Genomic DNA, 13,385 nt, shown 5'->3' on the forward strand with positions numbered 1-13,385 from the left:
GCACGACTGCAAGCACAGCACAACAAGGAATGCGCATGCCGGAAAAAAGCGGAAAGTTCTTCTTCTTATATCCATGGCCAGTCTCATTGTTATTTTGCATCTCCCGACAGGGACAGCCGTATCGGCGAAGATACCGTATTGCAATACACGGTGACGGTCTTGGAGAAGTGTTCCGGATGCTCCGCCTTATAGACCGCCTCCAGTGTAATCTCCTTACCCGGCCGAACAGGCTCCTTGGAATAGGATACGGTGGTGCAGCCGCAAGAGGTGGTGACATCCTGTATCACCAAAGGGCTGCCACCCGCATTCTTCAAAGTGAAGGTCGCTTTTTGCTCCTTATGCCAGTCGAAACTGCCCAAGGACACAGAGGTTGCATCCATACCAACCTCGGTCATTATCTGCGTGCTTTCCTTCCCTTTGCTAATCTGTTCACCTTGAATAATCCTTAGGTACAGTTCTTTTACCTTAGGGTTATGGATAGGGTTACCAACGGCAAGCACTCTATTGTCGCTATCCAACAGAAAAGTTTGGAAAGCCATTTCCGAAGGAAAGTGATTCAATTTGTTCAACCTGTCCTCCTCATCAAGGCAAACCGGATAGACGAAATCCTCTGACTTTAATGTTCCCAGGAAATCCCTCCTTTTTTCGGGAGAAAAGAAAAACAGGAATTTCACAGAAGCCCCTCCTGCCTCACCCAACTCTTTCATCAAAGCTTTCCATCTGCCCAGTTGCAGCTTACAACTGACACAACCGATAGAATCCACATAAGTAAGGATTTTATATTTTCCGGCCACCGAGAAGTCCACAGTATCTTTGCCTTTCACTGTAAATGTCAAATCCTCAGGAAACAGAATTTCTTTTTCAGTCCATGCCTGTAACAAAATTCCAATATCCTCTTTTTTCTGATTTCCACAAGAAATCAGAAAAAAGAGAAGTGATATACTTACTAAATATCTAAAGCCCATAACCTTAAAACCACAATTATATTTACCCATTTTCACGTATTAGACACACTGAGCTACAAAGCATATTTTTTCATTACACAAGATATCGGAACATTAAATAATCTTATCCAAATCCAAATAACCAAACTGAATTTCGTCGTCCAGATTCATAATAATTCTATCACAATCCTTATCATAACAAAAGCTTACTATTTGAAAGCCAACATCTAAGGTTTTCAAATAATCGCCATCTAAACTAAACACAAAGAAGCGAGTAGGATTATATGCCTTTGACTTGTTATCTCCCCCTGAATAAGCGGCTACAATCTTGTCCTTGCAAAACATTACATTTCCATAATGATGGATTTTCTTAGATTCTTTCTTATCCCATGATGGACCATAAACATTGCATTTTAAACTGCCATCCAACTTACATATAGACATCAAATCATGGAAAGTATAGCATTCTACATATACATCATTCTCCTGTGACACGGCAAAACTAATTCTTTTTTTCGGTATATCCGGATGCTGATATGGCATCGGTTCAAATGTTCCAGAGCACATATTCCACTTGGCAACAGACTGATTAAATGTAGAGGTACTAATCGGTTCTATCATCAATGCATAAGATAATGTATCATTTATATATTGATATTTGTCGGGAAATCGAGTCATGTTCATTTCAGTCTTTACAGTAGGTACATAATCCGAATTGGCAAAAACACTATCAATATCATAACTATATATTTTTTGTTTGCCATGGTCTGACACATAAAAACAATGTCTTTCTTCATCTATACCGATATGCCCCATCACTGTTATTTCATTCGGTCCCTGACCTACATAAGCCGTACTGGCCAAATAACTAAAATCATTTTTATCAAATATATGTATCAACTTATCCGAAGATTTGTAGTCACCAATGATTAAATAATCGCCCAACAAAAAAGGACGTGCTATTGAGCCTATCAATACATCGTCTATTGATATTTCTTTTATCAAAGCATGCACATCAACCACATCGTCACGTTTTTGTTGATATTTCTCCATATCCGAATTATGCGTACAGCTTCCTATTACACAAGATAACAATACAAATAACAGTTCTTTTATATATTTCATTTCATACCCCCTTTTTGATACAACAATTAACATCTATTGATTCATCAGATTGAAATAGTGAAGACTCTGCTTTAACACAAAGTCTTCACTATTAACAAACAATTCAATTACGCTTCTCTATAGGTAGGGAACCAATAATGACAGAGACATCCATTACCATTACTAAGGCATCCATTAGGACACATCGGATTTACATCACCTTCTCCCCGTGCTAATGCTTCCACATTAGCCAGCATCAAATCCGACATTGTTTCTGTTTTCTGATTTGTATAAACTCCATATCCGGCAACTGCTGCAAATGCTGCAACAAATGCAGCTTTCATAAATTTACGTTTCATTATTTTTTTGTTTTTTAACTTTTTTCTTTTTATTTCTTTTCTATTTCCGTTTCTATCCTTTCAACGGAAAGGCAAACGTATTGCCCGTTCAATTTAAATCGCTATCTTTGCCGAAACCTCCTTTCCAAGGTGGGTTACGGAACGGACGGGTTCGTAAAGTGGCAACAAAACGTTAGCCGTCCGCTCCTCTCCAGCCCTTTTTATATTTCTTTTTTCTATTCCATACTGATACTCTTATTATAAATCCGTCTTTGTCTACACCCGTAGCAAGGGAGACAAAACGATTCAAACCTATAAATAAGTTTCCGAATAAAAATAAACCTTTACAAATCTTCCCGGACAATCGACAGAACCGAACCCTATACATTCAATATCGACATCCCATTCACCTGATGCCAGCGCTTCTATATTCTCCAGCATCAAACTGTCCAAAGGCATATTCCGAGTATTCAACCGGAAGCACACTGACACGACTACAACTAAAAACAAACTAATGCACAGCATTTTCTTTTTCAGATTTTCCATAAGATTACATATTTAATTAAATGGTGATGCGAAGTACTGAAAAAGTCGGGAGAATACAAAAAATAACGTCTAACAAAGTCTAACAAATACAATTTTTGTATTTGTTAGACTTTGTTAGACTCTGTCAGAAACGGATACAAGACATTGATATAAAGATATTTATAATCACTTATCGAAGCAAGTCTTTTTTCTCAGTTGATAGACGGAAGAATTGTTGACTATTTGCCAATCGGAAACTTCGGACAAACATTTGCGCAATCTTCCCACTGTGGTATGCACCCTACTATCGATGAGATCGTAACCCGGCCACAACAAATGCATGATTTCATCAATGGATAACTTGTAATCTTCTGCCTCCAAAAAGCCTTGTAGCAACTTAGAAAGCATCGGAGCCAATTCCACATGCTTATTCTCTGTATACAGCATGCTTGCATCTACATCAAAAAACAATTCGTCACCAAAATGATAGACACGAGATGAACGAGGTTCAACAACAGTCACCTCCGGTACCTGTTCCAAATGAACAAGCATTGTCTTTTTCTTGAAACGACGATACAGATTATCTATAAAAAACAAAAGAATGGCGCAAAGAAAGAGAAGAAACAATAAAACCTTATCTTTAGTTGTGAAAGCCTGCAGCCAGGAACAATGGGCATATCCCGTAACAGCAACTTCACACCTTTTACCTATATAATAAGATAAAAGGCTATCCGATGATGCCACATAAAGCGAATCACCCGAAAGCACATGAGTTTCGCGTTCTTCCCAATCGAGTACAGAAACACGCACCGCGATTTTTCCAGAAAAGCCCTTGCTGACCAACAAATGCCGCCAGCTCTTAGCCAATGAATCCGCTTTCAAAGGAAACTTATCCAATATATAAGAATGGTACAGACTGGAATTGGAATAATCGTGTATATAACAATAAATCTTCTCATAAGGAACAAGAAATTCCTTCTTCCCACACTGAGCAGTCATTCTTACCCGCAATCGTTCTCCCACAGAATCTTTGTTAATTCCTTCATTTCCATCTCCCCCCTTCGTTCCTTCTCGAAAAGAAAACGCCTTTTCATCCCGTTTTCTCAACTCCTCTATCAAAGCCGGACGAAAAGCGTCGCGCGCCTGTATCTACCAGTACTCCAGCCGGTGCTGATACAGAAACCAGCCGGTAACTCCCGCTGCCACAATGCCTATAAACGCGTATATCAATAGCTGCTGCCAATCTTCTTTTTCCATGGTTGGTTTATAAATAGTTTCCGGTCACAATGATACAACAAATTTCTGATATATAGAGTTGTTAAGCCAAGAAATCTTGCAACCTTGATTGCAAGATGCTGTGGGAGAGAAAAAGGATACCGGAAAAGATGTTTCTCGCTGTGCCCTTGTGGAAAGGCCACGGTATCCGCACCCTTCACTGTAAATGTCAAATCCTCAAGAAACCGAATCTCTTTTTACTCCATGTCTGCAACAAAATTCCAACATCCTCAATAATTATATTCACCTTTTTCACGTATAAGACACACCGAGCTACAAAGCCTTTTTTTTCATTACACAAGATATTGGGACATTAAATAATCTTATCCAAATCCAAATAACCAAACTGAATTTCAGCATCCAGATTCATAATCAGCCTACCATTTTTTTCGTCACAACATAAATAATTAATTTTATATCCCACATCCAATGTCTTCAAATAATCTCCGCCAATATCAAAAACATGGAGCATCCTTGCACCATTATTGTTCCTCCAGTCTTCTCCAATATAAGATACTATAATTTTATCCTTATAAACTGTTGCATTTTTGAAATGTGCTTTTCTATCACCTTTCTTATCCCAACTCGGGCCATAAACATTACACAACAATTCCCCATTCAGATTATACAAACTCATCAAGTCATAGCGTTGATTACACTCTACTAACGTATTATACTGAAATGAGAAAGTAAAAGAAACCCTTTTCTTATCATCAGCCGGATGAACATAATCTATCAGTTTAATTGCGCCTGTCTTCATATTCCATTTTCCACCGGTCCACTTATAAGAAGAGGATGCCATAGGAATAATGAATGAGCCAAACGACAGTGTATCATTTATATAGTAATAATCATTGGGGAAAGTTGCATTGCCATCACCAAATCTTAGTTTGATAGTCGGAGAATATAAGGAGTCTGTAAGAAGACTGTCCAAGTTGTATCTTAGAATTCTACGCTGTCCATGGTCTGTCACATACAAATCATAGTCGCCCTCATTCCACGCAACCGTTCCAAGAACGGATATTTCTGTCGGCCCTTGCCCTATATCTCCAAAGCTCAGCACATATTTCAATGTATGAAGATCATAGAGACGAACTTTCTTGTCTGATGATTTGTAATCCGCAATAGCCAAATATTTGCCACATATATAAGGTTTAGCCAAAGAGCCTATCAACACATCATCTGTATCTATTTCTTTGATATCATCTTTGACATTGATTATATTCGCTCTCTTTTTTTGCCATTTTGCCTTGGGGTCTTTCGAACCGCATCCACTACAAAACACAACAGCCAAAAGGCAGAATACTAATTTTATTTTCATAGAATTCAATATTAACCAATTATAAAATTCAAATAAATGTATGGCTAAAGATTTCTAATTACCTTTTCTTCAGCCATACCGATTATATTAAGAAAAAATACTTAACATTACTCCGATTGATATAATTCATCCGGCAAAACGAATTCGACCAAAGAAAAATCAGGATATTGAGTCAATCCATACATTTTTTGTCCTTGAGGCAAAATCGCCATTTCTTGTATTCTACAACCAAGATTAAAACAAGCTACATTATTACCGTCATAATCAAAGACCAGAATTTTATTTGAAGTCGACTTCTCTACATTATAATGGTCATAATCACTCAGTAGCTGGTCCAAATAAAGAGCATAGATATACTTTGAATCCATTTTCAAATCCAATAAAGGGCCTCTGGCTCTGTCCTTATCAAAAAGCAAATCACCATTCTTTACGCCATAGCCGGTTTCTGCATAATATAAGCTCCACATTTTTTCCATCTTTTCATCACATATCTTATAGGATACCAAATAAGGCAATTTGACCGTTCCAAATACCATTCTCCCATTATAAGTCGCTATTTTTCCGCTCAACCTGTTGCGAGCTGCAATAGGCGATAAGTCTTCTTTTATTGGCGACTCGCCAAAGTAATCAATATGTTGCAACGTACTGTTGGACAGCGAAAAGAACCGTCCGTCCTCCACACCAACCAAGGATACATAATGCGAGCTATCCAGCTTGGTGATAAAATAGCCGGTGGGAGTCCATTCGCCTTTTTTTTTCTGATAAGAGGCTTTTAATCTTTTCTCTTCGTGTACAACAATGGCTTCTCCCGTATTCGGTTTGTCAATAGCAAGAATAGCCAATTCTTGTTTATTCATTTCATTCAGTCCAAATTCATTATTCCAAGCATAGGTTAGCAGCGGTTGGATAAATTCACCAGGACCATTTCCTGTCTTTCCGTAAGCACATATCTCTTTATTATTATCATATATATCGTAGATTCTACATATATCGTCAGGACCGGAAGAGACAATTATCAAGAACGAATCAATCATTGCCATTCTTCCATTCCCCATTAAAAGTTCTTGCCTACTCTTTACTTGCAAATTATAAACCGTCCCCGACTCCCCTAATCCTTCACTATGATTAACGACATTACAGCCTACAAATATGACTACAGTAAGCATTGCAAATATTGTACTAATAAAATGCAACAATTTTTCCATAGATTAACTATTTAATAAAGAAAGTGTGTCACAACACCCCAAATATAAAAACTATAAAAAGAGGGAAATGACACATCTCCGTCAAAAGAAGTTATAACCAGCCCGTTTTTTTGGTATAACCCAATAATATATCTTCACCATAATCACCATCCGGATAAATCACAAGCTCTGAACAAATATCAGAAGCACTCGTACAATCCTCACGTCCAGATTCTCCGCCAGCCAACGCCTCCACATTAGCCAGCATCAAATCCGACATTGTTTCTGTTCTCTGATTCGTATAAATTCCATATCCTGCCACTGCTGCAAATGCGGCAACAAAAGCTACTTTCCTTATTTTCTTCATTGTTATTTCTTTTGATTTTTAGATTTCAATTATTCTGTTCCGTATCTATCCTTTCAACGGAAAGGCAAACATATTGCCCGTTCAATTTAAATCGTTATCTTTGCCGAGACCTCCTTTCCGGGGTGGGTTACGGAACGGGCGGGTTCGTAAAGTGTCAAAAAAACGTATGCCGTCCGTTCCTCTCCATCCATGTTTTATATTCTTCCTTTATAGTTCATGTTATATTTTATTATCGGCTCATCCTTATCCACGTCTGTAGCAAAAATGACTACTTTCCGTCCACTAACCCTTTTCAAAGTTATAAGGTCCTGCCGCAAGATATAGTTAACATGAGCAATCAGACTATCTTATTTTTTCAGATACAATATCTGGAGTGTCGGGTTTCGGTCTTCTTCAGGAGCACACCAAAATAAAAATGTATTTTCTTTTGTCATGGATGTCTTGCCGGAGCATTGGACACCATCCAAATCATTCTTCAGGTATTTGCCAATCAGATACTCATCCGCCGCTTTTGAATATAAAAAGTATCGAAGATCAAAAACTGCACACCAATATGCAGCAAACAGCCATTTCTCACTTTCGATATATCTGGTTCGGACAAAATCTTCCATGTGTTCCAACGAGACATTCCCTTTATAGCTATGTTTTATTTCAGGTTTCATACAAAAAGACTGTATCGTATCCAATTCTGTGCCATCAAAATGATAAACCTCGTTATCCAAGTTGGGAGCCATAAAACATATCTCATTCTTGATAGAACATAAGTCCCAATCCGAATTCATATAAATCAGATGTTCTTGGTTACGGCCTACCAATTGACTCACAACCTTACCTGAAGCATCCAAATAATAAATTCCGGCCTCTTTATTGTCGGCACCGGCCAAAGAGATAACATAGCCACCTGAAGGGAGTATCTTAAAGTCAAAGGCACTAATCTCCAATCCGATACTTTTCAAATACTTGCCTTCAAGAGTATAAAAGAGAAGGGAATGTGTCCATAAATCCAGAATTACAATTTGCCTGTTACTTTCATCATATTCAAACTGACACATGTTTACATATTCCCCGGGAGCATCACCTTTATGGAACACTTGTCCCTGATACTTACCGTCTCTGGAAAAAATCCAGACTGTCTGCATTTGCAGATCGAGAACAAATATGTGTTCTTCACTAATTTCTACATCAGTGATGTTCCCAATCAGACATGCATCCGTTGTCTCCAAAGGTATATACTTTATTGAATCAACGAATTGGGAATAAGCGATAGTATCAACAGCTTCATTCAGTAAATCCGGATATTTACTCACTCTTTCTATTTTTTCAGTGCAAGAGATTAACATCAAAAACAAAGACAAAACGCAAGCAATAATTCTACACATAATTACGACTTTACCTTCTATTTTCATAACACTCCTTCCTTTCTATTTAACCGGCTACTTATTTATTGCATTTTCCCCAAACAGCAGAACGCTTACATTCATCACCGGGTTGAGTTTGAGCACATGTAGCACCAACAAGCCTATCACCATCGTAACAATTAGTTGCTTTATAACCATAAAAAGTATTTGAATCTGCATCTGATTCTCCGCTCGCCAACGCTTCCACATTAGCCAACATCAAATCCGACATTGTTTCTGTTCTCTGATTCGTATAAACTCCATATCCTGCCACTGCTGCAAATGCGGCAACAAAAGCTACTTTCTTTATTTTCTTCATTGTTATTTCTTTTGATTTTTAGATTTCAATTATTCTGTTCCGTATCTATCCTTTCAACGGAAAGGCAAACATATTGCCCGTTCAATTTAAATCGTTATCTTTGCCGAGACTTCCTTTCCAAGGTAGGTTACGGAACGGGCGGGTTCGTAAAGTGTCAAAAAACGTTAGCCGTCCGCTCCTCTCCAGCCCTTTTATTCTCTGTTCCCAGATCAATCTCATCACAAACTAAAACGATAGACAATCGTTCTGTCATTCTGATAGCGAACAACATAAATATAATGCTCATCTATGCTTAAATTACTGATAGGAAATGGCAAGATATATTTCTTCACTTTTTCACCCTTCCAATTGAAACAAAGTATTTCTCTTGATGCCATATCCATCGCAGCCGCTTCCGTATAACTTAACGAAGAATAAGTGAAACAAATCAAATCATCCGAAACTGCCATTTTCATTAAACCTGCTATGCTTTTATCATAATCAACAGTGAATCGTCCTCCCTTTTGCTTTATTTGAGGTATATTTGCATACGGACTCACAAATGTTCTATGAACGCAATTGTCTGAAAGTTGATAAATCTCAAATATATCCGAAGCAAACGTCGATATCACAAATTTACGTTGCCTATTATTCGATTTTATATCACTCTGAAAAACATTTCCTCGATATATTCCTTCTATTTCTTCATATCCAAATGGATAACTAGAAGCAAAATCCATAATACTGTCATTCGAATCCAGAACACCGAAACGCCCTTCCTTAAACGAACCTACAGCAAGCTTATAAGTATCTAAAAAACAAAAGCGTGTAGGACGAAAGTCTACCGTATAGGGATAAAACGCCTGCGCTACATCTACAGAATCACTATTCTTCAAGACATTTGGAATTGAAACATAGTGTATCTTCTTTTTCATACGTTCACTAAAAATAAGCAAGGAGTCTTGTATAACAAAGTTACTTCCAAAATCGAGATACTCATCCGGACCATTTCCTTTCCGCCCCCATCTTTGTAGCAGTTTACCACTCGCTAAATCTATTAATGAAAAGTTGTACTCATCATGCATATGTTTTGTAATTAGTATTCCATCATAAATACCAATATCAGTTATTACACCCAATTCATCTTCTTCATCAGAATAGATACTATCCAACGTACTGACCTCAATAACTTGATTAAAAGCATCAATATTCACATTAGTTTGTTTACAAGATATGCAAAAAACTACTGATAAAGCCATCAAAAACAACTTATTATTCATCTTCTCACTTTTATGATAGTGTGTCAAATTTATCACATAATCAGCCAATATATTTAAAATTTACTTGCTAACAATAGAATAAATTCGACACATTCTATCCTAATTATTTACCACCTTGCATTATCTCTTCGCTTGTCTTGTGAAGGATCTGTAGGATGCAAAGCTTCACAATCATAATTGGGGTCAAAAATACAATCGTTAGTATTGGGCTGTTCTGGAGTTGCCAATGCCTCCACATTAGCCAACATCAAATCCGACATTGTTTCTGTTCTCTGATTCGTATAAACTCCATATCCTGCCACTGCTGCAAATGCGGCAACAAAAGCTACTTTCTTTATTTTCTTCATTGTTATTTCTTTTGATTTTTAGATTTCAATTATTCTGTTCCGTATCTATCCTTTCAACGGAAAGGAAAACATATTGCCCGTTCAATTTAAATCGTTATCTTTGCCGAGACTTCCTTTCCAAGGTGGGTTACGGAACGGACGGGTCGTCATGCTCCAACAAAACGTTATCCGTCCGCTCTTCTCCAGTCCCTTTCATATTTTCCCTTTTTTATTTCATCTTATACTTCATTATCGGGTCATCTTGGTTCACATCTGTGGCATAGATGATTCCTTCCGACTCATTCACAGATATACCATAAATATAGTGGTCGAGCACATATTTACAAAGAGGCTCGCCATGCAAACTGAATACATAGATGTATTGCCCGCCATCTACCTGGATGCCTTTTTGAGCGTTCTGCATAATCTCCTTGAAAGAGCGTCCGTGGAACACGGCATAAATGGCTTTGTCCGTGACCTGCACATCGCTAAAACCCATAATGCCCGTAGGAATACCATAGCCTTCGGCAACCTTGAACTCCGGTTCACCGTGAGGACCGATGCGCACCACGTGCGTACTGTCCTTCAAGTTATAGACTTCGAGCACTTCACCCAGCTGGGTGACTGCTGCCAGCACGCCGTTGCGCGGATTGTAGTCGATGAAGCTACGCCATGCCTGCGCCAATGCGGGACGGGCATTCAGCAAAGCATCCTCATTGGAAGAAGAGATTACCCCCATTTTATGCAATAACCTGCCTTGCCTGTTCACCCGGCAAAAACGGTTATCGCCCGAATAATCGGGAATGATAAAGGTAGAATCGTCTACCATAGCAAAGTCCAAAGCCCGAAGAAGAGCTCTATCCAGCTTCACCGTTTCCTGACGAAACAGTGAATCACCGGATAAAGCACAACCAAACCGAGTTAATTCGGACTTATTGGCATCAAGAAGCCACAATTTCTTCCCATTCCATCGGATATTTTCGACAGAAAGCTGCTCGTCAGGCGACTCTCCACGCTTGCCGAAAGAAGTCCAATAAGAGAAACCGGGATAACGAAAGACATGGCAGAAGTGATCGGTGCCGTGCAAATCGAGCACAAAAACCTTATCTTCCTGCACCCGAATACGGAAAGGATAGCGGAACAAGGCTGTATCCAAAGGGATTGCCTCTCCCTTCAACTCATGGGTTTCCGGGAAATCAGCATAAACCAATCCTGCCTTGTGGGGAGCAGAGGTACACGCTGCCAATAGAAACAGCAGGCACAAAGTTCTTATCAGATTAACGAGCATTAGCTATAAAATATACTTTTACATGAATTCGAGGGCAATCTAAAGACCCGGAGCCAACACAGTCAACATTTGGCCCCCATTCGTCTGACGCCAATGCTTCCACATTCTCAAACATCAAAGCATCCAACCGGCTCTTTTCTGTATTGATATGAAAAGACACAGCCGTCGCTATAACCAAAAACAAACCAATAACCCAAATTTTCTTTTTCAAATTCATCACGATATACATTTTTTATATTAAAGATGCAACAAAGTACTGAAAAAGAAAAAGAATCACCAAATATCCAGTCTAACAAAGTCTAACAAACGAAAAAAATTATTATTTTGTTAGACTTTGTCAGACAATATCAGACGTAAATATACCCATTTCTCACAAAAAATCTACTCTAATTTTACTCATTGGGGCATCTTTTTAACTGGTAACAAAGGATTCCATTTACGATTTGCCACTCTGAAATTTCGGACAAGCTTTTACGCAGCCTTCCCACCATTGTATGCACTCTGCTATCTGCTATCTGCAACCTCCATATCCTCCGGCCATAATATCTGCTTAATTTCGGACATGGATAATCTGTACTCCTGCGCTTCCAAAAAATGTTTCAACAATTTTGCCAGCGATGCTGTTAACTTCACAGCCTTATCACCCTTACGCAAAATTCTCGAATCGGCATCGAACAACAATCCATCTTCCAAACGGTATACATGCGGTCCTGATTCAGCGACAGCCATAACCGGGTTCTGTTCCCCTACCTCTATAGATACAAGTGAAGCAGGCTGTGCCGGGCTTGAGCCACGCAACATACGATAATAAAGCACACATATATAACTGCGGCATAAATACAATAAGACACAAAAAAGAACGAAGAAACACAACAAAACCATATCGCTAACCGTAAAAGCCGACAGCCAGGAACAATGTATATATCCTGTGGAAGCGACCTCACATCTTTTACCTATATAATAGGATACCAGACTATCCGATTTTGCCACATAAGACGAATCGCCTGAAAAAGTAGAAGCTTCGTGTTCGTCCCAATCCAATACAGCTATGCGTACGGTGGTTTTCCCCAAGAATCCTTTTTCTGCCAGTCTTTTTCTCCAATTATCTGCTACCGCGTCTGCCTGCAAAGGATATTTCTCTAATATATATGAGTGCATTAATCTGGAAATGGAAGATTCACCCATATAATTTGAAAGCCTTTCAGGAGGAATAATGAAATCCTTTTTCTCCGATTCACTTCTTTGCATCGTTACGGTGTCTTTCAAGTCATTATAGAGTCTGCTATAACCGCTCGAATAGAAAAAAACGTGTATATCCCTTTTCTTTAATTCATCTTGCAAAGCCTCACGAAAGGTATGGCGAGCCTGTTCTTTCCAAGATTCCACCCGATATCGGTGCAATGCAAAAACAGCAATGCCACCAACAAACACACTAACCACCAAAAAACACAATAATCCCTTATGTTTTCCTTTTTGCTTCATTGCTTTGTTTTTCAAATTTATCCAAATCTACGATAATGAGCGCAAGTTACGAAAAAAGAGATTACTTATGAGATTTCAAATAGAGAATATCGCAAAAGTGAAATCGGCAAACGTGAAACTGAACGGATTGACGGTAATTGCTGGTGAAAACGGCTCTGGTAAAAGCATGTCGGGCAAGATGTAAACGTCCTTTTTTCCGCATACAATTACTATGTCGACTGTAAAACAACCGATTACAAAGTTCTTAGTACGCGAT

At 38.6% G+C, this 13,385-nt stretch carries 16 protein-coding genes; 1 reads left to right on the forward strand and 15 read right to left on the reverse strand.

Annotated features, from left to right (window positions below; all coding sequences use genetic code 11):
• Positions 1-89 precede the first annotated feature (89 nt).
• The 15 genes from M1B78_RS17320 to M1B78_RS17390 all read right to left on the reverse strand — a co-directional run bounded on the left by M1B78_RS17320 (position 90) and on the right by M1B78_RS17390 (position 13,129).
• Complete coding sequence (locus tag M1B78_RS17320) at positions 90-965, reverse strand: DUF1573 domain-containing protein (protein ID WP_257941354.1); 876 nt, start codon at positions 963-965, stop codon at positions 90-92.
• Positions 966-1,058: 93 nt separating this feature from the next.
• Entirely contained in the window at positions 1,059-2,069 is a 1,011-nt protein-coding gene (locus M1B78_RS17325) for a TolB-like 6-bladed beta-propeller domain-containing protein (RefSeq protein ID WP_257930607.1), read from the reverse strand.
• Between the two features lie 107 nt (positions 2,070-2,176).
• A complete protein-coding gene (locus M1B78_RS17330) occupies positions 2,177-2,407 on the reverse strand; it encodes an NVEALA domain-containing protein (RefSeq protein WP_257941355.1) in 231 nt (76 codons plus the stop codon).
• Between the two features lie 291 nt (positions 2,408-2,698).
• Positions 2,699-2,932, reverse strand: a complete 234-nt coding sequence (locus M1B78_RS17335; protein ID WP_246866916.1) for an NVEALA domain-containing protein — start codon at positions 2,930-2,932, stop codon at positions 2,699-2,701.
• Between the two features lie 165 nt (positions 2,933-3,097).
• Positions 3,098-3,934 (reverse strand): winged helix-turn-helix domain-containing protein, encoded by an 837-nt coding sequence (locus M1B78_RS17340; RefSeq protein WP_136010061.1) that lies wholly within the window; start codon positions 3,932-3,934, stop codon positions 3,098-3,100.
• A 565-nt stretch (positions 3,935-4,499) separates the two neighbouring features.
• Entirely contained in the window at positions 4,500-5,507 is a 1,008-nt protein-coding gene (locus M1B78_RS17345) for a 6-bladed beta-propeller (protein WP_257941356.1), read from the reverse strand.
• A 107-nt stretch (positions 5,508-5,614) separates the two neighbouring features.
• Complete coding sequence (locus M1B78_RS17350) at positions 5,615-6,712, reverse strand: BF3164 family lipoprotein (RefSeq protein ID WP_257941357.1); 1,098 nt, start codon at positions 6,710-6,712, stop codon at positions 5,615-5,617.
• Positions 6,713-6,803: 91 nt separating this feature from the next.
• The gene (locus M1B78_RS17355; RefSeq protein WP_257941358.1) at positions 6,804-7,058 is read right to left on the reverse strand and encodes an NVEALA domain-containing protein; all 255 of its coding nucleotides are present in this window, start codon (positions 7,056-7,058) and stop codon (positions 6,804-6,806) included.
• 347 nt (positions 7,059-7,405) lie between these two features.
• Entirely contained in the window at positions 7,406-8,464 is a 1,059-nt protein-coding gene (locus tag M1B78_RS17360; protein WP_257941359.1) for a 6-bladed beta-propeller, read from the reverse strand.
• A 31-nt stretch (positions 8,465-8,495) separates the two neighbouring features.
• Positions 8,496-8,774: an NVEALA domain-containing protein gene (locus M1B78_RS17365; protein WP_257941360.1), complete on the reverse strand. Its 279-nt coding sequence runs from the start codon at positions 8,772-8,774 to the stop codon at positions 8,496-8,498.
• A gap of 218 nt (positions 8,775-8,992) precedes the next feature.
• The gene (locus tag M1B78_RS17370; protein WP_257941361.1) at positions 8,993-10,033 is read right to left on the reverse strand and encodes a TolB-like 6-bladed beta-propeller domain-containing protein; all 1,041 of its coding nucleotides are present in this window, start codon (positions 10,031-10,033) and stop codon (positions 8,993-8,995) included.
• Positions 10,034-10,140: 107 nt separating this feature from the next.
• Positions 10,141-10,380, reverse strand: coding sequence for an NVEALA domain-containing protein (locus M1B78_RS17375; RefSeq protein ID WP_257941362.1), 240 nt, complete (start codon positions 10,378-10,380; stop codon positions 10,141-10,143).
• A gap of 208 nt (positions 10,381-10,588) precedes the next feature.
• The gene (locus tag M1B78_RS17380) at positions 10,589-11,647 is read right to left on the reverse strand and encodes a TolB-like 6-bladed beta-propeller domain-containing protein (protein WP_257941363.1); all 1,059 of its coding nucleotides are present in this window, start codon (positions 11,645-11,647) and stop codon (positions 10,589-10,591) included.
• A complete protein-coding gene (locus tag M1B78_RS17385; RefSeq protein ID WP_257930657.1) occupies positions 11,637-11,864 on the reverse strand; it encodes an NVEALA domain-containing protein in 228 nt (75 codons plus the stop codon). Before M1B78_RS17385 ends, M1B78_RS17380 begins: the two co-directional genes overlap by 11 nt.
• A 287-nt stretch (positions 11,865-12,151) precedes the next feature.
• Positions 12,152-13,129 carry a helix-turn-helix domain-containing protein gene (locus M1B78_RS17390; protein WP_257941364.1) on the reverse strand — a complete coding sequence of 326 codons (978 nt, stop codon included), beginning with the start codon at positions 13,127-13,129 and terminating at the stop codon, positions 12,152-12,154.
• Between the two features lie 67 nt (positions 13,130-13,196).
• Between M1B78_RS17390 and M1B78_RS18805 the strand changes: the two genes are divergently transcribed.
• Positions 13,197-13,313, forward strand: coding sequence for an AAA family ATPase (locus M1B78_RS18805; protein WP_346015125.1), 117 nt, complete (start codon positions 13,197-13,199; stop codon positions 13,311-13,313).
• Positions 13,314-13,385: the final 72 nt, after the last annotated feature.

Origin of the sequence: Bacteroides muris (ex Fokt et al. 2023), from assembly GCF_024704895.1 — a bacterium.
Classification (GTDB): Bacteria; Bacteroidota; Bacteroidia; order Bacteroidales; family Bacteroidaceae; genus Bacteroides; species Bacteroides muris.

Excerpts from the sequence above, each read along its gene's own strand:
- M1B78_RS17320 (WP_257941354.1), bottom strand. The coding sequence starts at position 965 with ATGGGCTTTAGATATTTAGTAAGTATATCACTTCTCTTTTTTCTGATT.
- M1B78_RS17325 (WP_257930607.1), bottom strand. The coding sequence starts at position 2,069 with ATGAAATATATAAAAGAACTGTTATTTGTATTGTTATCTTGTGTAATA.
- M1B78_RS17330 (WP_257941355.1), bottom strand. The coding sequence starts at position 2,407 with ATGAAACGTAAATTTATGAAAGCTGCATTTGTTGCAGCATTTGCAGCA.
- M1B78_RS17335 (WP_246866916.1), bottom strand. The coding sequence starts at position 2,932 with ATGGAAAATCTGAAAAAGAAAATGCTGTGCATTAGTTTGTTTTTAGTT.
- M1B78_RS17345 (WP_257941356.1), bottom strand. The coding sequence starts at position 5,507 with ATGAAAATAAAATTAGTATTCTGCCTTTTGGCTGTTGTGTTTTGTAGT.
- M1B78_RS17350 (WP_257941357.1), bottom strand. The coding sequence starts at position 6,712 with ATGGAAAAATTGTTGCATTTTATTAGTACAATATTTGCAATGCTTACT.
- M1B78_RS17355 (WP_257941358.1), bottom strand. The coding sequence starts at position 7,058 with ATGAAGAAAATAAGGAAAGTAGCTTTTGTTGCCGCATTTGCAGCAGTG.
- M1B78_RS17360 (WP_257941359.1), bottom strand. The coding sequence starts at position 8,464 with ATGAAAATAGAAGGTAAAGTCGTAATTATGTGTAGAATTATTGCTTGC.
- M1B78_RS17365 (WP_257941360.1), bottom strand. The coding sequence starts at position 8,774 with ATGAAGAAAATAAAGAAAGTAGCTTTTGTTGCCGCATTTGCAGCAGTG.
- M1B78_RS17370 (WP_257941361.1), bottom strand. The coding sequence starts at position 10,033 with ATGAATAATAAGTTGTTTTTGATGGCTTTATCAGTAGTTTTTTGCATA.
- M1B78_RS17375 (WP_257941362.1), bottom strand. The coding sequence starts at position 10,380 with ATGAAGAAAATAAAGAAAGTAGCTTTTGTTGCCGCATTTGCAGCAGTG.
- M1B78_RS17380 (WP_257941363.1), bottom strand. The coding sequence starts at position 11,647 with ATGCTCGTTAATCTGATAAGAACTTTGTGCCTGCTGTTTCTATTGGCA.
- M1B78_RS17385 (WP_257930657.1), bottom strand. The coding sequence starts at position 11,864 with ATGAATTTGAAAAAGAAAATTTGGGTTATTGGTTTGTTTTTGGTTATA.
- M1B78_RS17390 (WP_257941364.1), bottom strand. The coding sequence starts at position 13,129 with ATGAAGCAAAAAGGAAAACATAAGGGATTATTGTGTTTTTTGGTGGTT.
- M1B78_RS18805 (WP_346015125.1), top strand. The coding sequence starts at position 13,197 with ATGAGATTTCAAATAGAGAATATCGCAAAAGTGAAATCGGCAAACGTG.